Consider the following 24,560-nt stretch of genomic DNA (forward strand, 5'->3'; position numbering starts at 1 on the left):
CCAACACCCACGCGGTTTCACAAGGACTTCCCGCCGATGTACACCGTCATGCTCAAGGCCAAGCTGCACATGGCCCGCGTCACCCACGCCGTGCTCAACTACGAGGGCTCCTGCGCCATCGACGGCGAGCTGCTCGACATGTCCGGGATTCGCGAAAACGAGCAGATCCAGATCTACAACGTGGAGAATGGCCAGCGCTTCACCACCTACGCCATTCGCGCCGAGGAAGGCTCGAAGGTCATCTCGGTGAACGGCGCCGCGGCCCATCTCGCCGGTGCCGGCGACCGGGTGATCATCTGCAGCTACGCCCACTACAGCGAGGCGGAGCTCGACGCCCACGCCCCGGCACTGGTCTATCTCCAGGAAGGCAACGCCGTCAGCCACACCAGCAACGCCATTCCCGTCCAGTTGGCATGAGCCCGAGGTGGCTTGCCTCCCGGTTGGCCACCCTCAGCATCCTCCCCCTGATCGAGCAGTACGTCCCCACGCCAGCTATACTGAGGGGCCCTGACAACAGGCAAGTTTAGCCATATTGGCCATTGTCGCAGTGCACAAGGGTCCCCTATGCTGACGGGGCAGACGCCCGCACTCATGTTCAGGAGGTTCTTCCCATGCAAGAAGTGGTGATCGTTGCCGCCCGCCGCACCGCCGTCGGCGCCTTCGGCGGTTCCCTGGCCGGCATCCCCGCCAGCGACCTAGGCGCCCTGGTGATCAAGGACATTCTCGCCAACACCGGCGTTGCCCCCGAGCAGGTCGACGAGGTGCTGCTCGGCCAGGTACTCACCGCCGGGGTCGGCCAGAACCCGGCGCGCCAGGCCTCCATCAAGGCCGGGCTGCCCGACGCCGTGCCCGCCATGACCATCAACAAGGTGTGCGGCTCGGGCCTCAAGACCCTGCATCTCGCCACCCAGGCGATCCGCTGCGGCGACGCCGAGCTGATCCTCGCCGGCGGTCAGGAAAACATGTCGCTCGCCCCGCACGTGCTGCCCAACTCGCGCACCGGCCAGCGCATGGGCGACTGGAAGGCCATCGACTCCATGGTCCACGACGGCCTGTGGGACGCCTTCAACAACTACCACATGGGCATCACCGCCGAGAATCTGGCCGCGAAATACGGCATTACCCGCGAGGACATGGACGCCTTCGCCGCGGCTTCGCAGCAGAAGGCCTCGGCTGCCATCAAGGAGGGCAGGTTCAAGGGCCAGATCGTTCCCGTGGAGGTGCCCCAGCGCAAGGGCGACCCGCTGGTCTTCGATACCGACGAGAACCCCCGCGAGGTGACCGCCGAGAAGCTCTCCGGCATGAAGCCCGCCTTCAAGAAGGACGGCACCGTCACCGCCGGCAACGCCTCCTCCATCAACGACGGCGCCGCCGTGGTCATGATCTGCTCCGCCGAGAAGGCCAAGGCCCTGGGCCTCGAGCCGCTAGCACGCATTGCGGGCTACTCCAATGCCGCGGTCGACCCGGCGATCATGGGCATCGGCCCTGCCCCGGCTACCCGCCGCTGCCTGGAGAAGGCCGGCTGGAGTCTGGACGACCTGGACCTGGTCGAGGCCAACGAAGCCTTCGCCGCCCAGGCACTGTCGGTCAACAAGGAGCTCGGCTGGAACACCGACAAGGTCAACGTCAACGGTGGCGCCATCGCCATCGGCCACCCCATCGGCGCCTCGGGCTGCCGCATTTTCGTCTCGCTGCTGCACGAAATGATCGCCCGCGACGCCAAGAAGGGGCTGGCGACGCTGTGCATCGGCGGTGGGCAGGGGGTTGCCCTGGCCATCGAAAGATAAGCGCAAAGCTCGAAAGCAGAGCCTAAAAGAGACCGCCCCCGCAGCCAGGCTGCGGGGGCGGTCTTTCTTCCAGCTTCCGGCATTCAGCCGCCGGCTTACTTACACCGTGTTGTCGGCCGCTTCGGCCTCGAAGGCGGCCTTCTCTTCGGGGGTGATCTCCTTGATGGAGAGCTTGACGCGGTTGCGGTTGTCGATGTCGAGCACCTTGACCACCACCTCGTCCCCTTCGTTGAGGAAGTCACGCACGTCGTTGACCCGCTCGGGTACGATCTGGGAGATGTGCACCAGGCCGTCGGTTCCCGGCATGATGTTGACGAAGGCGCCAAAGTCGGCGATGCGCACCACCTTGCCGCGGTAGAGCTTGCCGATCTCCGCCTCGGCGGTGATGGCGAGCACGGTGTCGATGGCCTTCTTGGCCGCCGCCTTGTCCTCGGCGTAGATGCGCACCGTGCCGTCGTCGTCCAGGTCGATGGAAGCGCCGGTGTCATCGCAGATCTTGCGAATGGTGGCACCGCCCTTGCCGATCACATCGCGGATCTTGTCCGGGTCGATCTTGATGGTGGCCATGGAGGGCGCGTTCTCGGAGACCTCGGCACGGCTCTGGCCGATCACCGTGTTCATCTGCTCGAGAATGTGCAGACGCGCCTCGTGGGCCTGCTGCAGCGCCTGCTCCATGATCTCCTCGTTGATGCCCTCGATCTTGATGTCCATCTGCAGGGCGGTGACCCCCTCGGCGCTGCCGGCCACCTTGAAGTCCATGTCACCGAGATGATCCTCGTCACCCAGGATATCGGTGAGCACGGCGAAGCCGTCGTCGTCCTTCACCAGGCCCATGGCGATGCCCGCCACCGGCGCTTTCATCGGCACCCCGGCGTCCATCAGTGCCAACGAGGAGCCGCACACCGAGGCCATGGAGCTCGAGCCGTTGGACTCGGTGATCTCGGAAACCACGCGAATGGTGTAGGGGAACTCGTCGTCGCTCGGCAACATGGCCTGCACACCGCGCCGTGCCAGGCGGCCGTGGCCGATCTCGCGGCGCTTGGGCCCGCCCATGAAGCCGGCCTCGCCCACGCAGTAGGGCGGGAAGTTGTAGTGCAGCAGGAAGCGATCCTTGCGCTCACCCTCCAGCGACTCGATCAGCTGGGCGTCGCGCAGCGTGCCCAGGGTGGCGATGACGATCGCCTGGGTCTCGCCGCGGGTGAAGATCGCCGAGCCGTGGGTCTTGGGCAGGGTGCCCACCTCGATGGCCAGCGGGCGCACGGTCTTGTGGTCACGGCCGTCGATGCGCGGCTCGCCCTTGATCACCCGCGAGCGCACCACGTGCTTCTCGAGGCTGGCGAAGGCGCCCTTGACCGCGTCGGCATCGAACTGACCCTCTTCCTCGCCGGCCAGCTGCGCGACGGCCGCGGCCTTCAGCTCGGCCAGGGCATCCTGACGCGCCATCTTGTCGGTGATGCGGTAGGCCTCGCCCACCTTGGTCTCGAAGGCCTGCGCGACCGCATCCTTGAGCGCGGTGTTCTCGGCCGGCGGCTGCCACTCCCAGCGCTCGGCACCGGCCTCGGTGGCGAGCTCGTTGATGGCCTCGATGGCCACCTGCATCTCCTGGTGGGCGTAGAGCACGCCGCCCAGCATCTCGTCCTCGAGCAGCTCCTTGGCCTCCGACTCGACCATCAGCACGGCCTTCTCGGTACCCGCGACGACCATGTCGAGCTCGGAGGTGGTGAGCTCTTCCACCGTGGGGTTGAGGAAATACCCCTTCTCTTCGCTGAAACCGACGCGAGCGGCACCGATGGGGCCGTTGAAGGGCACGCCCGACACGGCGAGCGCCGCCGAGGTGCCGAGCATGGCGGCGATGTCCGGGTCATGGTTGCGGTCGGTGGAGAGCACCGTGCAGATGACCTGCACCTCGTTCATGAAGCCCTTGGGAAAGAGCGGGCGAATCGGACGGTCGATCAGCCGCGAGGTCAGGGTCTCCTTCTCGGTGGGGCGCCCCTCGCGCTTGAAGAAACCACCGGGGATCTTGCCCACCGCGTAGGTCTTCTCCTGATAGTGAACGGAGAGCGGGAAAAAGGGCTGGCTGGGATTGGCCTCCTTCTTCGCCACCACGGTGCACAGCACCACGGTGTCGTCCATGGTGACCATCACGGCACCGGTGGCCTGGCGGGCGATGCGCCCGGTTTCCAGGGTGACGGTGCTGCGACCGTACTGAAACGTTTTCTTGACCGGATTCACGGCGACTTCCTTCAACTTTTCTATCTCATGTATGGGTCGTTTCGACTCGGCGACCATTTTAGGGGTTGACGCCCGCCGGGGCTACCGGTTAGCGCCTTTGGCCGACCAAAAACGCAAAACGGGCAGCCCGAGGGCTGCCCGTTTTGCGTCGCCTTTGGCGCCGTCGCTTAGCGACGGAGGCCGAGACGCTGGATCAGCGACTGATAGCGCTCGAAGTCCTTGCGCTTCAAGTAGTCCAGCAGCTTGCGGCGCTGGTTGACCATGCGGATCAGGCCACGACGCGAGTGGTGATCCTGCTTGTTGGTCTTGAAGTGGTCCTGCAGGCCGTCGATGTTGGCGCTCAGCAGGGCCACCTGCACCTCGGGGGAACCGGTGTCGTTCTCGACTCGGCCGTACTCCTTGACGATCTCGGCCTTCTGTTCGGCTGTCAGTGCCATCTGTCTCTCCAGTCAGCAATATGCCTGAATGATGTGAATGGGTGAGACCACGCATATTTGCAGTCTCGAATCGTGCTTGATCCTGCCTTCTATTGCGCGACTGCCGTGCTGCACAGCCGCTTCGGCGCCACCTCCTGTGGCGCCGTCACCGTGACCAGGCCCAGGAAGGTGCCGTCACGGTAGAGCCTTGCCGTCTCGCCGCTGGCGAGCCCGGCGGTGGCCAGCCGCGCCGGCTGGCCGTGAGTCAGTCGCTGCGCTGCCGACGCCTCGGCATCGAGACGCGGCAGGTGGGCCACCAGCACGTCGGCAGGCAGCAGCGCCGCCTCGCGCGCGACCTGGTCGGGCAGCGCCTCGAGGGCCTCGAGGCTCAGCATGCCGTCGGCGGCAGCGAAGGGCCCGGTGGCGAGCCGGCGCAGCGCGCTGATATGCGCCCCGCAGCCCAGCACCTGGCCGATGTCCTCGGCCAGGGTGCGAATATAGGTGCCCTTGCTGACCCGCACCTCCAGCTCGAAGGCCTCGCTCTCGCAGGCGAGCAGCCGGGCATCATACACCCTCACGCGCCGCGCTGCACGCGCGATTGTCTTGCCCTCGCGGGCCAGCTCGTAGAGCTTGCGGCCCTGGTGCTTGAGCGCCGAATGCATCGGCGGCACCTGCTCGATCTCGCCGCGAAAGCGCGCCAGTACGCCCTCGATATCGGTGGCGTTGAGCGGCGGCACCTCACGCCGTGCCACCACCTCACCCTCGGCGTCTCCGGTGTCGGTGACTCTGCCCAGCTCGACGCGGGTGCGGTAGACCTTGTCGGCCTCGAGCAGGTGGGCGGCAAACTTGGTCGCCTCGCCGAAGCACAGCGGCAGAAGCCCGGTGGCCATGGGGTCGAGCGTGCCGGTATGCCCCGCCTTCTGCGCCTGCAGGAGGCGTCGGGCCCGCTGCAGGGCATGGTTGCTGGACACGCCCGAGGGCTTGTCGAGCAGCAGCACCCCGTTGACCGGCAAGCCGCGACGCCGACGCGCCATTAGCGACTCTCTCCCTCGTCGCCGTCCTCCGCCTCGCCGCCTTCCTCGTCGGCATGACGGGCGCGGTCGCTTTCGACCGCCTCGTCGATCAGCGAGGAGAGGTGCTGACCTCGCACCAGGCTCTCGTCGAAGTGGAAGCGCAGTTCCGGCACGTGGCGAAGCTTGATGCGCCGCGCGACCTGGCCGCGCAGGAACCCCGCGGCCTTCTTCAGCACCTGGAGGTTCTCCCGGATGCGCTCCGGACTCTGCTCGCCGAGCAGCGTCACGTAGACATCGGCATAGCCGAGGTCACGACTGACGGTGACGGCACTGACGGTGACCATGCCCAGGCGCGGGTCCTTGACCTCGCGCTGGATAAGCACCGCCAGCTCCTTCTGCAGCTGGTCGCCGACCCGGTCGGTCCGCTTGAACTCGCGCATGCCCGGCTCCGCTTAGAGCGTCCGCTCGACCTTGACCTGATCGAAGACCTCGATCTTGTCGCCGACCTGGACGTCGTTGTAGTTCTTCACACCGATACCGCACTCCATGCCGTTGCGCACTTCCTGGACGTCGTCCTTGTAGCGGCGCAGCGACTCGAGTTCGCCCTCGTAGATGACCACGTTCTCGCGCAGCACGCGGATCTTCTTGTTGCGGTACACGGTACCCTCGACGACCATGCAGCCGGCCACGGCGCCGATCTTGGGCGCGCGGAAGACGTCGCGGACCTCGGCCACGCCGACGATCTCTTCCTTCCACTCCGGCTCGAGCATGCCGCTCATGGCCTGCTTGACCTCGTCGATGAGCTGGTAGATGACGCTGTAGTAGCGCAGTTCCAGCCCCTCGCGCTCGATGATCTCGCGGGCCGCGGCGTCGGCACGCACGTTGAAGCCGATGACGATCGCCTCGGAGGCCAGCGCCAGGTTGGCGTCGGTGCCGGTGATGCCGCCCACCCCGGAGGAGACCACGGAGACCTGCACCTCGTCGGTGGAGAGCTCTTCCAGCGCGCCCTTGATCGCCTCGAGCGAGCCCTGGACGTCGGCCTTGAGCACGATGTTGAGCTTGGCCACCTCGTCCTGGCCCATCTGGCTGAACATGTTCTCCAGCTTGGCCTTCTGCTGGCGGGCCAGGCGCACCTCGCGGTACTTGCCCTGACGGAAGTTGGCGACCTCGCGGGCCTTCTTCTCGTCGGCCACCACCATGAAGTCGTCACCCGCCTCGGGGGTGCCGTCGAGGCCCTGGATCTCCACCGGCATGGCGGGGCCGGCCTCGTCGACCTGCTTGCCGAGCTCGTTGGTGAGGGCACGCACGCGGCCGTAGTGCAGGCCGGCGAGCACGATGTCGCCCTTCTTCAGGGTGCCGTTCTGCACCAGCACCGTGGCCACCGGGCCGCGCCCCTTGTCCAGGCGCGACTCGATCACCACGCCCTTGCCGGGCGCCTCGGGTACGGCCTTGAGCTCGAGTACCTCGGAGACCAGCTGCACTGCCTCGATCAGTTCCTCGATGCCCTCGCCGGTCTTGGCCGAGACGTGGACGAACTGGGTGTCGCCGCCCCACTCCTCGGAGATGACGCCGTGCTGGGAAAGTTCGTTCTTGATGCGGTCCAGGTCGGCGCCCTGCTTGTCGATCTTGTTGACCGCCACCACCAGGGGCACCTCGGCCGCCTTGGCGTGCTCGATGGCCTCGACGGTCTGCGGCATCACGCCGTCATCGGCGGCTACCACCAGAATGACCACGTCGGTGGCCTTGGCACCGCGCGCACGCATGGCGGTAAAGGCCGCGTGGCCGGGGGTGTCGAGGAAGGTCACGCCGCCGTGATCTCCCTTCACGTCCTTGCCCTGCACGTGGTAGGCACCGATGTGCTGGGTGATGCCGCCCGCCTCGCCGGTGGCCACTTTGGCCTGGCGGATGTAGTCGAGCAGCGAGGTCTTGCCGTGGTCGACGTGGCCCATCACCGTGACCACCGGGTCGCGGGTGACCTCCTCGCCCTCGTAGGAGATGCCCTCGAGGACTTCGGTCTCCAGCGCATCGTCCTTGACCAGCTTGGGCTTGTGGCCCATCTCCTCGACCACGATGGCCGCGGTGTCCTGGTCGATGGTCTGGTTGATGGTCACCGCCGCGCCCATGGTGAACATGGTCTTGATGACCTCGTTGGCCTTGATCGACATCTTGTCGGCCAAGTCGGCGACGCTGATCGACTCGGGAATCGACACTTCACGAACGATCGGCTGAGTCGGCTTCTGGAAGCCGTGCTTGCCGCCCTGGGTACCGCCGCGGCGGCCGCCGCGACGCTCGGCGCGCTTGGCCTTCTTGCCGCCGCGACGCCGCTCCTCGCGGTCGCCGCGATCGTCGTCGTCGCGCTCTTGACGGCCCTTCTTGGCGACCTTCTTGGGCGGCGCGGTGCGGCGATCGGAGCGTCCCTCCTTGGGCGGCGCCGGCGGCTGCTCGGCCGGGGCCGGCTCCTCCAGCTCGGGCACCGGGATCTCCGGCTCGGGCTCGGCCTTGGTCGTCGCCTTCTCGGCCTCGACCTTGGCGGCAGCCTCACGGGCCGACTCCTCGGCCGCACGCGCCTTGGCTTCCTCCGCCTCGCGCGCTTCGCGCTCGGCCTGGGCCTGCTGAGAATCGGCCATATCACCGACCAGCTGACGCGGGCCGCTTTCCTCGGCCGGCTCGGGGGCCGGGGCCTCCTCTTCGGCGCGCTTGACGTAGGTGCGCTTCTTGCGCACTTGCACCTCGATGCTCTTGCCACGCTCGCCGGTCTTGATCCGGCTGCGCGTCTTGCGCGTCAGGGTGATGCGGTTGCGCGCCCCGGCACCGCTACCGCCGTGGCTCTTGGTCAGGTAATCCAGCAGCTGCCGCTTGTCCTCCTCGGACACGGCATCGCTCTCGGACTTGTGGGCGAGCCCGGCTTCTTTCATCTGTTCCAGCAGGCGGGGGACATCGCGCCCCACCTTCACTGCAAAATCCTTAACGGTCATTTCCGACATGTTGACCCTCCTCAGCCCGTGACCCGTTTTACGCTTCGCCTTCGAACCATGGCGCACGGGCAGTCATGATCAGTGCTGCAGCGCGCTCCTCGTCCATGCCCTCGATATCCATCAGATCGTCGACGGACTGCTCGGCCAAATCCTCCATGGTGATGACCCCCTGGCTGGCCAGGATGAAGGCCAAGTGGCGCTCCATGCCGTCCATTTCCAGCAGGTCCTCGGCGGGCTGGGCCCCGTCCAATTCCTCCTCGGAGGCAATGGCCAGGTTGAGCAGTTCATCCTTGGCGCGCGCGCGAAGTTCTTCCACCAGCTCCTCGTCGAGCTCCTCGATCTCGAGCATCTCCTCGAGGGGTACGTAGGCGATCTCTTCCAGCGTGGTGAAGCCCTCCTCGACCAGCAGCCGGGCGAGGTCCTCCTCGATGTCCAGGTGCTGGATGAAGTGCTCGACCAGGTCGTCGATCTCCTGCTCGCGCTTGTCCTCGGCCTCGCTTTCGGTCATGACGTTGAGCCGCCAGCCGGTGAGCTCTGAGGCCAGGCGTACGTTCTGGCCGCTGCGGCCGATGGCCTGGGCCAGGTTGTCCTCGGCGACCGCCACGTCCATGGTGTGAGTCTCCTCGTCGACGAGGATAGAACCGACATCCGCCGGCGCCATGGCGTTGATGACCAGCTGTGCCGGATTGTCGTCCCACAGCACGATGTCCACGCGCTCGTTCTGCAGCTCGCTGGAGACCGCCTGGACCCGCGAGCCGCGCATGCCCACGCAGGCGCCCACCGGATCGATGCGGCGGTCGTTGGTCTTCACCGCGATCTTGGCCCGCGAGCCGGGGTCGCGCGCCGCGCCCTTGATCTCGATGAGCTGCTCGGCGATCTCCGGCACCTCGATCTTGAACAATTCGATGATCAGCTCCGGACAGGTGCGCGACAGGATCAGCTGGGCGCCGCGCGCCTCGGCATCGACCTTGGTGAGCAGCGCCCGAACGCGGTCGTTCATGCGGTAGCGCTCGCCGGGAATCATCTCGCTGCGCGGCAGAAAGGCCTCGGCATTGTCGCCCAGGTCGATGATCAGGCCATCGCGTGTCGTCTTCTTGACGATACCGGCGACCAGCTCGCCCTCGCGCTCGGCGTATTGGCGCACCACCTCGGCGCGCTCGGCCTCGCGGACTTTCTGCACGATGACCTGCTTGGCGGTCTGGGCGGCGATACGACCGAAAGCGGCGTTCTCGATCGGCTCTTCCACCACGTCGCCCAGGGTGAGCGGGGGGTCGCGGCGCTCGGCGAACGACTGCTTGATCTCGGCGTCGGGGTTCTCGAATTCGTCGTCTTCCACCACCACCCAGCGGCGGAAGGTCTCGTAGTCGCCGGTGTGGCGATCGATCTTGACCCGCACGCTGACATCCTGCCCTTCGAAGCGCTTGCGCGATGCACTGGCCAGCGCCGCCTCGACGGCCTCGAAGATCACCTCGCGGGGCACGCCCTTCTCATTGGAGATCGCATCAACGACCGTCAGAATTTCTTTACTCATGCCTTTGCCTCGCCAGAAAACCTGTCCTTATCCATCGCCATCACGACTCGAAGGTGGGCACCACGCGTGCCTGGTCGATGGTGTCGATGGGAAAGCAATATTCCTCGCCGTCGAGCTGCAGCAGGACGTCGTCCCCTTCGGTACCGGCCAGCAGCCCCTTGAACTTGCGACGCCCCTCGAACGGCACCCGCAACCGCAAGGCCACCTGGTGGCCGCGAAAGCGGGCGAACTGATCGAGCGTGAAGAGCGGACGGTCCATGCCCGGCGAGGAGACCTCCAGGTGGTATTCACCGGCGATGGGGTCCTCGACGTCGAGCACGCCGCTGACCTGGCGGCTGACGTCGGCGCAGTGCTCGACGGTCACGCCCTCGGCATGATCAATGTAGATCACCAGCCGTGAGTGCTTGCCCTGGGACAGGTAGTCGATGCCCCACAGCTCGAACCCCATGGCAGTGACCACCGGCTCGATCAGCGCATGCAGCGCGGCGTCCTTGAGTGCCACTGAGAAAGCTCCTACAGCCGTTGCATCAGGCACCTGGCCGGGAGTGAACAGGAAAGCTAGGTGGCTGATTGGCGTTGCCCGAACCGGACCCGTCGCTCGCTGCCGAGCGTGGCCCGCTAACAAAAAGCCCCTTCGCAGGAAGGGGCCTTTCACAAGAAACCTGTCATACCTCTTCTCGAAACCACCTGCCGGCGGCAGGCCTTCGGGAAGATGGTAGCGGGGGCCGGATTCGAACCGACGACCTTCGGGTTATGAGCCCGACGAGCTACCAGGCTGCTCCACCCCGCATCATTCCAGGTCGGCGATTGTAGGCAGTCGAGGCTGAAGCGTCAAGGAAAAGCGGCGCTTCCACTACAATCTTTCTGATGCCAATCCTGCGTTCTTACGATCCCCAGCGTGCCATGATGACAGGCCCGGGGTACAGATGGTGCCGAAGGCGGGACTTGAACCCGCACGGCCATAAGGCCACTACCCCCTCAAGATAGCGTGTCTACCAATTCCACCACTTCGGCAAAAGCGGACGCTGGAACTGCGACTCAGTCGCTGCTTTCCTCCAGCACTGGCGCAGCATTATCCACATCCCCGCCCTCGTCGTCAAGGGTCGGCACGCCGCGCTGCTGATCGATCACGCGCGCGTCGGGAATGCCCGATTCGGGCGCCTCACCCGCCTGGGAGGCGAAGTAGGCCAGCGTCAGCGAGGTGGCGAAGAAGGCTACCGCCAGGACCGCCGTGGCCCGGGACAGGAAGCTACCCGAGCCGCGCGAGCCGAAGACGGTCTGCGAGGCCCCGCCACCGAAGGCGGCGCCGGCTTCGGCGCCCTTGCCCTGCTGCAGCAGGATGAGAGCGACCAGGGCGATCGCGATCACCACATGGATCATGAGAATGGTAGCTTGCATGGTTTCAACCTGCTGACTGACAAATGGCTAGGAAGTCGTCGACCTGGAGAGAGGCACCGCCTACCAGGCCGCCGTCGATGTCCGGCTGGGCGAGCAGCTCGCCCGCGTTGGCGGCCTTCATGCTGCCGCCGTAGAGAATCTTCAGCGCCTCGGCCAGGGCCGGGGCGTAGTCGGCCAGGCGAGCACGAATCGCCGCGTGCACCGCCTGGGCCTGTTCGGGCGTGGCCGTCCTCCCGGTGCCGATGGCCCACACCGGCTCGTAGGCGAGTACCAGACGGGCGCGCTCGTCGGGCCCCAGGGCGTCGAACACCGCCGCAAGCTGGCCGAGGACCACCGCTTCGGTGCGCCCGGCCTCGCGCCCCTCCAGCGTCTCGCCCAGGCACAGCACCGGTGTCAGGCCGTTGGCCAGGGCCGCCTGGACGCGGGCCAGCACGCCCGCGTCGTCCTCGCCGAACAGGCTACGCCGCTCGGAGTGCCCCACCAGGACGTAGCGCGCACCGAGGTCGGCGAGCATCGCCCCGCTCACCTCGCCGGTGAAGGCACCGGCGGGCTGATCGCTCAGCGTCTGGGCGCCCACCGCCACCGGGGCGTCCCGAAAGGCGCGAGCGGCGGCACCCAGATAGGGAAAGGGCACCATCAGCGCCACCTCCACCCGCGCCGGCAAGCGGGTCGTGACCAGGGCCTGTGCAAAGGCGTCGACCAGCGCCAAAGAGCCGTTCATCTTCCAGTTGCCGGCGATCAGCGGCGTTCGCATGCTCGATCCTCTTTCAAAGTGGTGCGAAATGGTATAGGAGCACCCCGGGCAAGACAACCATGGCGACCCCAGTCAAGCCAGCTCGCTGGTCACATCGTCGGCAATGCGCCGGGCGAGGGCATCGACGTCGAAATGGGCACGCCCCTCGACCATCACCCGCAGCAGCGGCTCGGTGCCGGAGGGGCGCAGCAGTACGCGCCCCTCCTCGCCGAGGGTTTCCTCCACGGCGGCGACGCTGCGCTGCACGGCCTGGCTATCCATCAACGCGCGAGCGTCGGTGCCCGGCGTCAGGCGCACGTTGACCAGCGCCTGGGGCACCTTCTCGAGGCCACCCAGCAGCCGCGCCAGCGGCTTGCCCTCGTTGATCATGATCGCCAGCACCTGCAGCGCCGAGACGATGCCGTCGCCGGTGGTCTGAACGTCGGCACAAACGATGTGGCCGGACGACTCGCCGCCGAGCTGCCAGCCGTTGGCCGTCATGCGTTCCACCACGTAGCGGTCGCCCACCTTGGCGCGCTCGAAGGGCACGCCCATGCTATCGAGCGCCATGGCCAGGCCGAAGTTGGTCATCAGGGTGCCGACCACGCCGCCCGCCATCAGCCCGCGGGCATGGCGGTCGGCGGCGATCAGGTAGAGGATGTCATCGCCGTCGATCTCGCGGCCGTCGGCATCCACCATCAGCACCCGGTCGCCGTCGCCGTCGAAGGCGATACCCAGGTCGGCGCCCTGCTGGATCACCGCCGCACGCAGGCTGGCCGGCGAGGTGGAACCTACCTCGCGGTTGATGTTGAGCCCGTCGGGATTGGCCCCCACCAGGCTCACCTCGGCCCCCAGCTCGCGGAACACGCTGGGCGCGATGTGATAGGTGGCGCCGTGGGCGCAGTCGAGCACCATCTTGAGGCCGTGCAGGCTCACCCGATTGGGGATGGTGGACTTGCAGAACTCGATATAGCGCCCGGCGGCGTCGTCGATGCGCATCGCCTTGCCCAGCTGCCCTGCCGCCACCGTGGTCAACGGTTTCTCGAGCATCGCCTCGATGCGTGCTTCGATGCCGTCATCGAGCTTGGTGCCGGCACTGGAGAAGAACTTGATGCCGTTGTCGGCGAAGGGGTTGTGCGAGGCGGAGATGACGATGCCGGCATCGGCGCGGAAGGTGCGCGTCAGGTAGGCGATGCCCGGCGTGGGCATGGGCCCGAGCAGCGCCACGTCGACGCCCGCCGCCGAGAGCCCGGCCTCCAGCGCCGATTCGAACATGTAGCCGGAGATGCGAGTGTCCTTGCCGATCAGCACGCGGGCACGGCCCGAATCGCGGGCCAGCACGCGTCCCATGGCCCAGCCCAGCTTGAGCATGAAGTCCGGCGTGATCGGGTACTCGCCCACCGTGCCGCGGATCCCGTCGGTGCCGAAATAGCGTCTTGTCATTAGCAGCCTTCCTTGAGTACAGCCCAGGTCATGTTGATGGCGTCCAGCGCGGGCCCCACGTCGTGGACGCGCACGATCCTCGCCCCGCGCTCCACCGCCAGCGCCGCCAGCGCCAAGCCGCCGGGCAGGCGCTCTTCCACCGGGCGGCCGAGCACCTTGCCGATCATGCTCTTGCGCGACATGCCCACGAGCAGCGGGAGGCCGAGCCGCTCCAGCTGATCCAGCCGGTTGAGCAGGCGCAGGTTGTGCTCCACGGTCTTGGCAAAGCCGAAGCCGGGGTCGAGCAACAGCCGCTCGCGACGCAAACCGGCCGCCTCGCAGGCCGCCACCCGCGTTGCGAGAAAATCACTCACCGCGGTCTCGATGAGGTCATCATAGTACGGCGCCTCCTGCATGTCGGCAGGCTCGCCCTGCATGTGCATCAGGCACACCGGCAGGCCACTGGTGGCGGCCGCCGCCAGGGCACCCTCGCGGCGCAGGCTGCGCACGTCGTTGAGCATGCCGGCGCCGGCCTGGGCTACCGCTCGCATCACCTCGGGGCTGCTGGTGTCCACCGACACCAGGGCGTCCAACTCGCGGACCAGCGCCTCGACCACCGGCACCACGCGATCCAGCTCCTGCTGGGCGCTGACGGGCGCGGCGCCGGGCCGGGTGGATTCGCCGCCCACGTCGATGATCGCCGCCCCTTCGGCCAGCAGCCGCTCGGCATGGCGCAGGGCATCGTCTCGCGCGTTGTGGCGCCCCCCGTCGGAGAAGGAGTCGGGGGTGACGTTGAGCACCCCCATCACGCGGGGAAAGGAGAGGTCGAGCCGATGGCGGCCGCACGGCAGCCAGGCCGGGGACGCGGATTCCATCATGGTGTCGTTCCTGTGGCGAGTCAGGCGCGGATTGGCGGGCCCAAGGGTATCACAAACAACTCGGGCGCCCCGCAGGACGCCCGTCGTCGACGTGGCGGAATCAGGAACCGGCTGGCCCGCCCAGCGGGTCGGACGGACGGCGTCGCGGCTCGTCGTCCTCCTCGTCCTCGTCCTGGGATGGTGCAGGCTCGGGGTCCGTCTCGCCACCGGACGGGGACGCGCCGCCACTGGGGTCATCCCACCCCTCGGGTGGACGGGGCTGGCGCCCTTCCATGATGTCCTTGAGCTGGGTCGAGTCGACGGTCTCGTACTGCATCAGCGCCTCGGCCATGGCATCGAGCTTGTCGCGATTCTCCTCGAGGATCTGCTTCGCCTTGGCGTAGCACTCGTCGATGATCTTGCGCACTTCCTTGTCGAGCTTGGTGGTGGTCTCGCCGGACTTGAGCTTGCCGCCCTGCCCCGCGCCGCCGAGGAACTGGTGAGACTCGTCCTCGTCGTACATCACCGGCCCCATCTCTTCGGAGAGCCCCCACTTGGCCACCATGTTGTGGGCCAGCTCGGTGGCGCGCTTGATGTCGTTGGACGCTCCGGTGGTGACCCCGTTGGGCCCCAAGGTCATCTCCTCGGCGATGCGGCCACCGAACAGCGAGCAGATCTGGCTGATGAGCTGCTGGCGCGACAGGCTGTAGCGGTCCTGCTCGGGCAGGAACATGGTCACGCCCAGCGCGCGGCCGCGAGGTATGATGGTCACCTTGTAGACCGGGTCGTGCTCCGGCATCACCAGGCCGATGATGGCGTGACCCGACTCGTGGTAGGCGGTGTTGAGCTTCTCCTTCTCGGTCATGACCATGGAGCGGCGCTCGGCGCCCATCATGATCTTGTCCTTGGCCAGCTCCAGCTCTTCCATGCTCACCAGGCGCTTGTTGCGCCGCGCGGCGAACAGCGCCGCCTCGTTGACCAGGTTGGCCAGGTCGGCGCCGGAGAAGCCCGGCGTGCCGCGGGCGATCAGCACCGGCTTGACGTCGTCGGCCAGCGGCACCTTGCGCAGGTGCACGTTGAGGATGTGCTCGCGACCGCGGATGTCGGGCAGCGGCACCACCACCTGGCGGTCGAAGCGGCCCGGGCGCAGCAACGCCGGGTCGAGCACGTCGGGGCGGTTGGTGGCGGCGATGACGATGATGCCCTCGTTGGCCTCGAAGCCGTCCATCTCCACCAGCAACTGATTGAGGGTCTGCTCGCGCTCGTCGTTGCCGCCGCCCATGCCGGCGCCGCGCGACCGACCCACGGCATCGATCTCGTCGATGAAGATGATGCACGGCGCCTGCTTCTTGGCCTGCTCGAACATGTCGCGCACGCGCGAGGCGCCCACGCCGACGAACATCTCGACGAAGTCGGAGCCGGAGATCGAGAAGAAGGGCACCTTGGCCTCGCCGGCAATGGATTTGGCGAGCAGCGTCTTGCCGGTACCGGGCGGGCCCACCATCAGCACGCCGCGCGGAATGGTGCCGCCCAGGCGCTGGAACTTGGAGGGATCGCGCAGGAAGTCGACCAGCTCCTCGACCTCCTCCTTGGCCTCGTCACAGCCGGCCACGTCGGAGAAGGTGGTCTTGACCTGGTCGTGGGAGAGCAGCTTGGCCTTGGACTTGCCGAAGCTCATGGGCCCGCCCTTGCCGCCGGCGCCCCCCTGCATCTGGCGCATGAAGAACACGAAGATGGCCAGGATCAACAGGATCGGGAAGCTGGCGATCAGCAGTCGTGTCCACAGACTCTGCTGCTCGGGCTCCTTGCCGACCACGGTGACGTTGTTGGCCAGCAGGTCATCCATCAGCTTGGGGTCGTCCGCCGCCGGCCGGATGGTCTGGAACTGCGAGCCGTCGGTGCGCTCACCGGTGATGGTATAGCCATCGATGGTGACGCTGCGCACCTGTTGATTCTGCACCTGCTGGACGAACTGCGAGTAGTTCATCGTCTGCGGGGTGCTGTCGACGCTGAAGTTGTTGAACACCGTCAGCAGCACCGCCGCGATGACCAACCACAGAATCAGGTTCTTCGCCATATCATTCAAGGGAGTACCCTCATTACAAGCAACTGTCGGCCGATCACGCCTGGCAATGGGACCACGCGCACAGCGATAGCGTTCCCCGCCGTCGCCGCCTGGCTGTCAAACTCCACTGTGACACAGTTGAGTCGCCATGTCCGGCCATTACGCCATTAGTCTTTCTCTATCGGCAACCGACCCTCCGGTTGCCGGCCGTTCAAGCGGCCGAGCCGGGCTCAGCCGCGGAATCCGTCTGCCAGCAGGTACACTTCACGAGAGCGGGAGCGCGACGCCTCCGGCTTGCGGGTGACGACCCGGCGAAAATTCTCGCGCAGCGCCTTGAGGAAGGGATCGAACCCCTCACCCTGGAACACCTTGGCGAGAAAGCGCCCCTCTGGCGCGAGCGTCTGCTGCGCCAGGTCGAGTGCCAGTTCCACCAGGTACATCGCCTGGGGCTGGTCGATGGCAGCCATGCCACTCATGTTGGGGGCCATGTCGGACATCACAAGGTCCACCGGGCGATTCCCCAGGGTGTCGAGCAACGCGTCGAGCACGGCCTCCTCGGTAAAATCCCCCTGAATGAACTCGACCCCCGCCAGGGCATCCATCTCGAGAATATCTGAGGCGAGGACCAGACCCTCGTCGCCGACCTTCTCGGCCGCCACCTGGCTCCAGCCGCCGGGCGCCGCCCCCAGGTCGATCACCGTCATGCCCGGGCGGAACAGGCGATCCTTCTCGTCGAGCGCCAGCAGCTTATAGCTGGCCCGCGAGCGGTAGCCCTCCTGCCAGGAGCGCTGCACATAGGGGTCGTCGAAATGCTCCTTGAGCCAGCCGGCACTGCTCTTGCTGGCCGCACCCTTGCCGGCACGGCGAGCGGAAGCGGCACGGCGACCTGAGGCGCCATCGCGCGAGGAGGGAGTGGAACGAGCCACGACATCACCTTGAAACGAAACGGGTAAGCGTGAGGGCCAGCGGCCCGGGGCGGTGTACTGGGCGTCTGGACGGGAGGCCCGTGTTCGGACCCTGCCATGCTTTCACCGGCTAGCGTTTCCCCGTACCATAGCGGGCTGCGCGCAACCGGGAAGACGCAAGATACCATGAGCTTGTCACAGGCACAAAAGAAAGCATTCCGCAGCATCGGTCACCACCTGAATCCGGTGGTCACCGTCTCCGAGAACGGCCTCTCCGAGGGCGTGCTCGCCGAGCTCGACCGGGCGCTGACCGACCATGAACTAATCAAGATCAAGCTCGCCATGGCCGAGCGCGACGACCGCGCCGCCATGCTCAACGAGCTCGTTGCCGACAGCGGCGCCGAACTGGTACAGACCATCGGCAAGGTGGCGCTGCTCTACCGGGCCAGCCCCGGCGGCAACCCCAAGCTCTCCAACATCAAGCGCTTCGAGAACCATCACGGCCGCCACTGAGCTGTCGCTCAGAGTCGCTCAGAGTCGCTCAGAGCTGTAAGCGTTGAGCCGTAAGCTGCTGTAGGTCAGACCGAAACACCCCCGAGGCACTGCCTCGGGGGTGTTTTCTTACAGCTTCCAGCTTATGGCTTACAGCTGCCCGAAGGGCTACAGGTGCTCGACGCCGGCGATCTCGTACTCGACCTCGCCGCCGGGCGTCTTGACCACCACCACGTCGCCCTCCTCCTTGCCGATCAGGGCGCGGGCGATGGGCGAGGTGACCGAGATACGGCCCGCCTTGATGTCGGCCTCGTCCTCGCCGACGATGCGGTAGCGCACCTCCTCGTCGGTATCGAGGTTGATCAGTTCCACGGTGACGCCGAAGATCACCTTGCCGGTCTTGGGCAGCTTGGTGACATCGATCACCTGGGCGCTCGAGAGCTTGCTCTCGATCTCCTGGATGCGCCCCTCGATGAAGCCCTGCTGTTCACGCGCCGCGTGGTACTCGGCGTTCTCCTTGAGATCGCCGTGCTCGCGGGCCTCGGCGATGGCGGCGATCACCCTGGGGCGTGCCTCGCTCTTGAGCTCCTCGAGCTCCTTGCGCAGGCGCGCCTCCCCAGCAACGGTCATCGGGACCTTGTTCATTGCGTTGCTCCTGCATGCAGTTCCTGAAGCCGCCGCACCGTGATCGCATTGCCGTATTCCAGCGCCAGACAAACGGCACTCGCCCCTGCCAGGGTGGTGGCATAGGGAACCTTGCGGGCAAGCGCGGTACGGCGGATGACCGAGGAGTCATTGATCGCCTGACGACCCTCGGTAGTGTTCACGATATAGGCAATCTCGTCGTTCTTGAGCAGATCGACGATATGCGGACGGCCTTCGTAGACCTTGTTGACGATCTCGACCGGCAGGTCGGCCGCTTTCAGGGCGGCGGCAGTGCCACGCGTGGCCACTAGACCGAATCCTAATGCTAGCAGAGAACGCGCCACTTCGATAACACCCACCTTGTCGGGATCGCGCACCGAGAGGAACGCCTTGCGCTCCCCCTCGAGCCGCGGAATCGCCTCGCCGGCGCCCAGCTGCGCCTTGTAGAAGGCCTCGGCGAAGGTGTCGCCGGAGCCCATCACCTCGCCGGTGGACTTCATCTCCGGCGACAGGATGGGATCGACGCCGGGGAACTTGTTGAACGGGAAGACCGCCTCCTTGACGCTGTAGAAGTGCGGCACGAGCTCGGCCTCGAAGCCCTGCTCGGCCAGCGTCTTGCCGGCCATGCAGCGGGCGGCGACCTGGGCCAGCGAGAGGCCGATGCACTTGGAGACGAAGGGCACGGTGCGCGAGGCGCGCGGGTTGACCTCGATCACGTAGATCTCGTCGTCCTGCCAGGCGAGCTGCACGTTCATCAGCCCCTTGACGCCGAGCTCCACGGCCATCTTCTTGACCTGCTCGCGCATGGCGTCCTGCACCTCGGCAGGCAGCGAATAGGGCGGCAGCGAGCAGGCCGAATCGCCGGAGTGCACCCCCGCCTGCTCGATATGCTGCATGATGCCGCCGATCACCACCGTGTGGCCGTCGGAGACGGCGTCGATGTCGATCTCGATGGCGGCGTTGAGGAAGTGGTCGAGCAGCACCGGCGAGTCGTTGGAGACCTTGACCGCGTGGGTCATGTAGTTCTCCAGTTCGTCGGCGGAGTAGACGATCTCCATGGCGCGACCGCCCAGCACGTAGCTGGGGCGCACCACCAGCGGGTAACCGATCGCCTCGGCCTTGGCGAAGGCGTCCTCGAAGCTGCGCGCGGTGGCGTTGGGCGGCTGCTTGAGGTCGAGCTTGTCGATCATCTGCTGGAAGCGCTCGCGGTCTTCGGCGCGGTCGATGGCATCCGGGGTGGTGCCGATGATCGGCACCCCGGCGGCCTCCAGCTCGCGGGCCAGTTTGAGCGGAGTCTGGCCGCCGAACTGCACGATCACCCCGGCCGGCCGCTCCTTGTCGGCGATCTCCAGCACGTCCTCCAGCGTCACCGGCTCGAAGTAGAGGCGGTCGCTGGTGTCGTAGTCGGTGGAAACGGTCTCCGGGTTGCAGTTGACCATGATGGTTTCATAGCCGTCGTCGCGCATGGCGAGTGCGGCGTGCACGCAGCAGTAGTCGAACTCGATGCCCTGGCCGATGCGGTTGGGTCCGCCGCCCAGCACCATGATCTTCTGGCGGTCGGATACCTCGGCCTCGCACTCCTCCTCGTAGGTGGAGTACATGTAGGCGGTGTCCGAGGCGAACTCGGCGGCACAGGTGTCGACGCGCTTGTAGACCGGGCGGATGCCTGCCTTCTGGCGGGTCTTGCGGAACTCCTTCTCGGCCACCCCCAGCAGGCTCGCCAGGCGAGCATCGCTGAAGCCCTTGCGCTTGAGGCGAAAGAGCTCGCGCGGCGAGAGCTCGGAGAGCGAGCGCTTGGCCACCTCCTCCTCGAGGCGCACCAGCTCCTCGAGCTGCACCAGGAACCAGCGGTCGATCTTGGTCAGGGCGAAGACCTCGTCGACGCTCATCCCGGCGCGCATGGCATCGGCGATGAAGAAGATGCGCTCGGCCCCGGCGGCCTGCAGCTCGCCCTTGATGTGGGCCATAGCGTCGTCGGTGAACTCGGTCACCTTCGGGTCGAGACCGTCGTTGCCGGTCTCCAGGCCACGCAGCGCCTTCTGCAGCGACTCCTGGAAGGTGCGCCCGATGGCCATCACCTCGCCCACCGACTTCATCTGGGTGGTCAGCCGGTCGTTGGCCTGGGGGAACTTCTCGAAGGTGAAGCGCGGAATCTTGGTGACCACGTAGTCGATGGCCGGCTCGAAGGAGGCCGGGGTGCGCCCGCCGGTGATGTCGTTGGCCAGCTCGTCCAGGGTGTAGCCCACCGCCAGCTTGGCGGCGATCTTGGCGATGGGGAAGCCGGTGGCCTTGGAGGCCAGCGCCGAGGAGCGCGACACCCGCGGGTTCATCTCGATCACCACCATGCGCCCGCTGTCCGGGTCGACGCCGAACTGCACGTTGGAGCCGCCGGTCTCGACGCCGATCTCGCGCAACACCGCCAGCGAGGCGTCGCGCATGATCTGGTACTCCTTGTCGGTCAGCGTCTGGGCCGGGGCCACGGTGATGGAGTCGCCGGTGTGCACGCCCATGGGATCGAAGTTCTCGATGGCGCAGACGATGATGCAGTTGTCGTTCTTGTCGCGAACGACCTCCATCTCGTACTCCTTCCAGCCCAGCAGCGACTCGTCGATCAACAGTTCATGGTTGTTGGAGAGCTCGAAGCCGCGCTGACAGATCTCCTCGAACTCCTCCTTGTTGTAGGCCACACCGCCGCCGGAGCCACCCATGGTGTAGGAGGGGCGGATGATCACCGGAAAGCCCAGCGATGCCTGAATGCGCCAGGCCTCGTCCATGCTGTGCGCCACCTCGGCCTTGGGGCACTCCAGGCCGATGCGCTTCATGGCCTGGTCGAAGAGGTCGCGGTCCTCGGCCTTGTTGATGGCGTCGGCGTTGGCGCCAATCATCTCCACGCCGTACTTCTCGAGCACGCCATGCTTGTCCAGATCGAGCGCACAGTTGAGCGCCGTCTGGCCGCCCATGGTGGGCAGCACGGCATCGGGGCGCTCGGCCTCGATGATCTTGGCCACCGCCTGCCAGGTGATCGGCTCGATGTAGGTGGCATCGGCCATCACCGGATCGGTCATGATGGTGGCCGGGTTGGAGTTGACCAGGATGACCCGGTAGCCCTCCTCGCGCAGCGCCTTGCAGGCCTGGGCGCCGGAGTAGTCGAATTCGCACGCCTGGCCGATGACGATGGGGCCGGCGCCGATGATCAGGATGCTGTGAATGTCGGTACGCTTGGGCATGGTGCTTCCCGCAAAAAAAGGTGACGAACGAGGGACGGCGGCCGACGTCTAGCGACGCGCCTGCATCATCGCGACGAAACGGTCGAACAGCGGCGAGACATCGTGCGGGCCGGGGCTCGCCTCGGGGTGCCCCTGGAAGCTGAAGGCCTGACGGTCGGTGCGCTCGATGCCCTGCAGCGAGCCGTCGAACAGCGAGCGATGGGTGGCGCGCAGGTTGGCCGGCAGGGTCGCCTCATCGGCGGCGAAGCCGTGGTTCTGGCTGGTGATCATCACCTGGCCGCTGTCGAGGTCCTGCACCGGATGGTTGGCGCCGTGGTGGCCGAACTTCATCTTCACCGTCTTCGCCCCGGAGGCCAGCGCCAGCAGCTGGTGCCCCAGGCAAATGCCGAACACCGGAATCTCGGTCTCGAGAATCTCCTGGATGGCGGTGATGGCGTAGTCGCAGGGCTCGGGGTCGCCCGGACCGTTGGCCAGGAAGACGCCGTCGGGGTTCAGGGCCAGCACCTTGGCGGCCGGGGTCTGGGCCGGCACCACGGTGAGGCGGCAGCCGCGCGAGGCGAGCATGCGCAGGATGTTGCGCTTCACCCCGAAGTCATAGGCGACCACGTGGTAGGAACGCTTGCCCTGGGTGGCGTCGGCATAGCCCTCGCCCAGCGCCCACTCGCCCTCGTGCCACTCGTAGGGCGTCTGGCAGGAGACCACCTTGGCCAGGTCCATCCCCTTGAGCCCGGGGAAGTCGCGCGCCGCGGCCAGCGCCCGCTCCACGGCATCGTCGCCCTCGGCCAGGGGGCCGGCGAGGATCGCGCCGTTCTGGGCGCCCTTGTCGCGCAGGATGCGCGTCAGGCGGCGGGTATCGATGTCGGCGATGCCCAGCACGTTCTGGCCGGCCAGGTAGTCGGAGAGCGTCCGCTCGCTGCGAAAGCTGCTCGCCAGCAGCGGCAGGTCGCGGATCACCAGGCCAGCGGCGGCGATGGCGCCGGACTCGACGTCCTCGGCATTGATGCCGGTATTGCCGATGTGCGGGTAGGTGAGGGTGACGATCTGGCGGGTATAGGACGGATCGGTCAGGATCTCCTGATAGCCGGTCATGGCCGTATTGAACACCACCTCACCGCTGGTCTGTCCATCGGCACCGATGGCCGTGCCGTGGAATACACTGCCCTCTTCCAGGGCCAGTATCGCGGGTCTGTTCAACGCAACGTCCTCCCATGCTCGTCAAGGAATTCTAGTCGGCTCGCGCCCATCGAGCCGGGCGAGCGCCTCTCGCACCTGCGCACGACCAGGCCGCGGCCCGGTCGTGAATCGCTCCCGGGTGGCCGGCCCGCAAAAAAGCGGGACGAAACCCGATGAAGACCGGTTTCATCCCGCTTGTTGTCATTCGCTCGGAATGCCTGGGCCGAAGCAACAAGCGCTCGAAAGGGCTTTCGCCCATGCGCCCGGCCAAAATTTTGGGGATGTTACCGGATATGGGGATTGGCGGCTACCCCCGGATCCGTCGCGCGGCCCCGACAGCCCGTCTCACAGCCCCAGCACGTCCGGCATGCCGTAGCGTCCATTGCCCCGCTCGGCCACCCAGCGCGCCGCGCGCACCGCGCCCTTGGCGAAGGTCATGCGGCTCGACGCCTTGTGGGTGATCTCGACGCGCTCGCCCTCGGTGGCGAACATCACCGTGTGCTCGCCGACGATGTCGCCGGCGCGCACGGTGGCGAAGCCGATCTCCTTGGGATCGCGGGGCCCACACTGGCCGACGCGCTCGAAAACCCCGTGCTCCTTGAGATTGCGGCCCAGAGCTTCGGCCACCACCTCGCCCATCTTCAGCGCCGTACCGGAAGGCGAATCCACCTTGTGGCGGTGGTGGGCCTCGATCACCTCGATGTCGTAGCCCTCGTCACCCAGCGCCCTGGCCGCGGTTTCCAGCAGCTTGAGCGTCAGGTTCACGCCCACGCTCATGTTGGGCGCGAAGACCATGGCGAGCTGGTCGGCATAGCCGTCGAGCTCGGCGAGCTGGGCGTCGTCGAGGCCGGTGGTACCGATGACGATACGCTTGCCATGTTTGGCACAGAACGCCAGGTTGGCGAGTGTCACTGCCGGGGCGGTGAAGTCGATCAGCACATCGAAGTCGTCGACGATGGCATCGAGCGAGTCCGCCGCCGCCACGCCCAGCCGGCCCAGACCCGCCAGTTCGCCGATATCGGCGCCGGCCAGCGTACTGCCCGGCTCGATGACGCCGCCGGCGAGGGTGGCCTCGGCATCCTGCTCCACGGCGTTGACCAGGGTGCGGCCCATGCGGCCGGCGACACCGACGATGGCGATACGGGTCATGCGGACTCCTGCGACTGGTTGACGGGAATGGAGCGGGAGTATAGCAGAGCCGCTCGCCTCCCGACCCCTTGGGCAGGGCCTCCGATTCCCCCACACTGGGCCTATCGTGGGGCCTATCGAGAGCACGGGCCATGACCATGGACACGACACCCGACCGCCTGCCCAGGGACCATCCCCTGCCGGACCTGCTCGCGCGTTCCCCGCGGGTGCTGCTGCTCGGCGCCCCGGGCAGCGGCAAGACGACGCTCGCCCGGGCTGTGGCCGCCCGCCTCGCCGAACAGGGTCGGACACTCCGCTGCCTGAGCGCCGACCCTGGCCTGCCCGGCTTCGGCCCGCCCGGCGCGGTGTGCCTGGGCGTGTGGCACGACGGCGACTGGCGGCTCGAGGCCCTCGCGGCGCTGGCCACCCTCGATTCGGCGCGCTTTCGCCTGCCGCTGGTGGAGGCCGTGCGCCGCCTGGCCGAGCGCGTCACCGCCGGCCCGCTGCTGGTCGACGCCCCCGGCGTGGTGCGCGGCACGCCGGGGGCGGAGCTGCTGCCAG

The 24,560-nt window shown here is 66.9% G+C and carries 21 protein-coding genes and 2 tRNA genes; 4 read left to right on the plus strand and 19 right to left on the minus strand.

Annotation, left to right across the window (positions count from 1 at the left end):
* Positions 1–36: 36 nt before the first annotated feature.
* Positions 37–417, plus strand: a complete 381-nt coding sequence (panD, locus tag FEF15_RS14670) for an aspartate 1-decarboxylase (RefSeq protein WP_163559919.1) — start codon at positions 37–39, stop codon at positions 415–417.
* A gap of 194 nt (positions 418–611) precedes the next feature.
* Positions 612–1,787: an acetyl-CoA C-acetyltransferase gene (locus tag FEF15_RS14675; RefSeq protein WP_163559920.1), complete on the plus strand. Its 1,176-nt coding sequence runs from the start codon at positions 612–614 to the stop codon at positions 1,785–1,787.
* 99 nt (positions 1,788–1,886) lie between these two features.
* On the opposite strand, the gene pnp is transcribed toward FEF15_RS14675, so the two are convergent.
* The 15 genes from pnp to rlmE all read right to left on the minus strand — a co-directional run bounded on the left by pnp (position 1,887) and on the right by rlmE (position 17,355).
* Positions 1,887–4,019, minus strand: a complete 2,133-nt coding sequence (pnp, locus tag FEF15_RS14680; protein WP_205598549.1) for a polyribonucleotide nucleotidyltransferase — start codon at positions 4,017–4,019, stop codon at positions 1,887–1,889.
* A 167-nt stretch (positions 4,020–4,186) separates the two neighbouring features.
* Positions 4,187–4,456, minus strand: a complete 270-nt coding sequence (gene rpsO, locus FEF15_RS14685; protein ID WP_163559922.1) for a 30S ribosomal protein S15 — start codon at positions 4,454–4,456, stop codon at positions 4,187–4,189.
* A gap of 89 nt (positions 4,457–4,545) precedes the next feature.
* Positions 4,546–5,469, minus strand: a complete 924-nt coding sequence (gene truB / locus FEF15_RS14690) for a tRNA pseudouridine(55) synthase TruB (RefSeq protein ID WP_163559923.1) — start codon at positions 5,467–5,469, stop codon at positions 4,546–4,548.
* Positions 5,469–5,888 carry a 30S ribosome-binding factor RbfA gene (gene rbfA / locus FEF15_RS14695; RefSeq protein ID WP_163559924.1) on the minus strand — a complete coding sequence of 140 codons (420 nt, stop codon included), beginning with the start codon at positions 5,886–5,888 and terminating at the stop codon, positions 5,469–5,471. Before rbfA ends, truB begins: the two co-directional genes overlap by 1 nt.
* 12 nt (positions 5,889–5,900) lie before the next feature.
* Positions 5,901–8,432, minus strand: a complete 2,532-nt coding sequence (gene infB, locus FEF15_RS14700; RefSeq protein ID WP_163559925.1) for a translation initiation factor IF-2 — start codon at positions 8,430–8,432, stop codon at positions 5,901–5,903.
* Positions 8,433–8,460: 28 nt separating this feature from the next.
* Complete coding sequence (gene nusA, locus FEF15_RS14705; RefSeq protein WP_163559926.1) at positions 8,461–9,954, minus strand: transcription termination factor NusA; 1,494 nt, start codon at positions 9,952–9,954, stop codon at positions 8,461–8,463.
* Positions 9,955–9,994: 40 nt separating this feature from the next.
* Positions 9,995–10,456: a ribosome maturation factor RimP gene (gene rimP / locus FEF15_RS14710; RefSeq protein ID WP_163559927.1), complete on the minus strand. Its 462-nt coding sequence runs from the start codon at positions 10,454–10,456 to the stop codon at positions 9,995–9,997.
* 211 nt (positions 10,457–10,667) lie between these two features.
* Positions 10,668–10,744: transfer RNA gene (locus tag FEF15_RS14715), tRNA-Met, on the minus strand.
* Between the two features lie 137 nt (positions 10,745–10,881).
* Positions 10,882–10,968, minus strand: a tRNA-Leu gene (locus FEF15_RS14720).
* A 24-nt stretch (positions 10,969–10,992) separates the two neighbouring features.
* Positions 10,993–11,352, minus strand: a complete 360-nt coding sequence (gene secG, locus FEF15_RS14725) for a preprotein translocase subunit SecG (protein ID WP_163559928.1) — start codon at positions 11,350–11,352, stop codon at positions 10,993–10,995.
* A 4-nt stretch (positions 11,353–11,356) separates the two neighbouring features.
* Positions 11,357–12,106: a triose-phosphate isomerase gene (gene tpiA / locus FEF15_RS14730; RefSeq protein WP_163559929.1), complete on the minus strand. Its 750-nt coding sequence runs from the start codon at positions 12,104–12,106 to the stop codon at positions 11,357–11,359.
* A 72-nt stretch (positions 12,107–12,178) separates the two neighbouring features.
* Positions 12,179–13,528 (minus strand): phosphoglucosamine mutase, encoded by a 1,350-nt coding sequence (glmM, locus tag FEF15_RS14735; RefSeq protein ID WP_163559930.1) that lies wholly within the window; start codon positions 13,526–13,528, stop codon positions 12,179–12,181.
* The gene (gene folP / locus FEF15_RS14740) at positions 13,528–14,385 is read right to left on the minus strand and encodes a dihydropteroate synthase (RefSeq protein ID WP_163559931.1); all 858 of its coding nucleotides are present in this window, start codon (positions 14,383–14,385) and stop codon (positions 13,528–13,530) included. The genes glmM and folP overlap by 1 nt, the downstream gene beginning before the upstream one ends.
* Before the next feature lie 100 nt (positions 14,386–14,485).
* Positions 14,486–16,450, minus strand: coding sequence for an ATP-dependent zinc metalloprotease FtsH (ftsH, locus tag FEF15_RS14745; protein ID WP_163559932.1), 1,965 nt, complete (start codon positions 16,448–16,450; stop codon positions 14,486–14,488).
* A 209-nt stretch (positions 16,451–16,659) separates the two neighbouring features.
* Positions 16,660–17,355, minus strand: a complete 696-nt coding sequence (rlmE, locus tag FEF15_RS14750; RefSeq protein ID WP_163559933.1) for a 23S rRNA (uridine(2552)-2'-O)-methyltransferase RlmE — start codon at positions 17,353–17,355, stop codon at positions 16,660–16,662.
* A 165-nt stretch (positions 17,356–17,520) separates the two neighbouring features.
* Here rlmE and yhbY point away from each other — a divergent pair, with 165 nt between their 5' ends.
* On the plus strand, positions 17,521–17,847 hold the full coding sequence (gene yhbY / locus FEF15_RS14755) for a ribosome assembly RNA-binding protein YhbY (RefSeq protein ID WP_163559934.1): 327 nt from the start codon (positions 17,521–17,523) through the stop codon (positions 17,845–17,847).
* Positions 17,848–17,994: 147 nt separating this feature from the next.
* Here yhbY and greA read toward each other — a convergent pair whose 3' ends face one another.
* From greA to dapB, 4 genes are all read right to left on the minus strand, one after another.
* The gene (gene greA, locus FEF15_RS14760; protein WP_163559935.1) at positions 17,995–18,471 is read right to left on the minus strand and encodes a transcription elongation factor GreA; all 477 of its coding nucleotides are present in this window, start codon (positions 18,469–18,471) and stop codon (positions 17,995–17,997) included.
* The gene (gene carB, locus FEF15_RS14765; protein ID WP_163559936.1) at positions 18,468–21,698 is read right to left on the minus strand and encodes a carbamoyl-phosphate synthase large subunit; all 3,231 of its coding nucleotides are present in this window, start codon (positions 21,696–21,698) and stop codon (positions 18,468–18,470) included. The genes greA and carB overlap by 4 nt, the downstream gene beginning before the upstream one ends.
* Before the next feature lie 48 nt (positions 21,699–21,746).
* Positions 21,747–22,892: a glutamine-hydrolyzing carbamoyl-phosphate synthase small subunit gene (carA, locus tag FEF15_RS14770; RefSeq protein WP_163559937.1), complete on the minus strand. Its 1,146-nt coding sequence runs from the start codon at positions 22,890–22,892 to the stop codon at positions 21,747–21,749.
* 324 nt (positions 22,893–23,216) lie between these two features.
* Positions 23,217–24,020 carry a 4-hydroxy-tetrahydrodipicolinate reductase gene (gene dapB / locus FEF15_RS14775; protein WP_163559938.1) on the minus strand — a complete coding sequence of 268 codons (804 nt, stop codon included), beginning with the start codon at positions 24,018–24,020 and terminating at the stop codon, positions 23,217–23,219.
* Positions 24,021–24,151: 131 nt separating this feature from the next.
* Here dapB and FEF15_RS14780 point away from each other — a divergent pair.
* Positions 24,152–24,560 (plus strand): Clp1/GlmU family protein (locus FEF15_RS14780; RefSeq protein WP_163559939.1); only part of this gene is annotated, 409 nt, incomplete at its 3' end.

This window comes from Halomonas sp. NO4 (assembly GCF_010994375.1).
Classification (GTDB): domain Bacteria; phylum Pseudomonadota; class Gammaproteobacteria; order Pseudomonadales; family Halomonadaceae; genus Halomonas.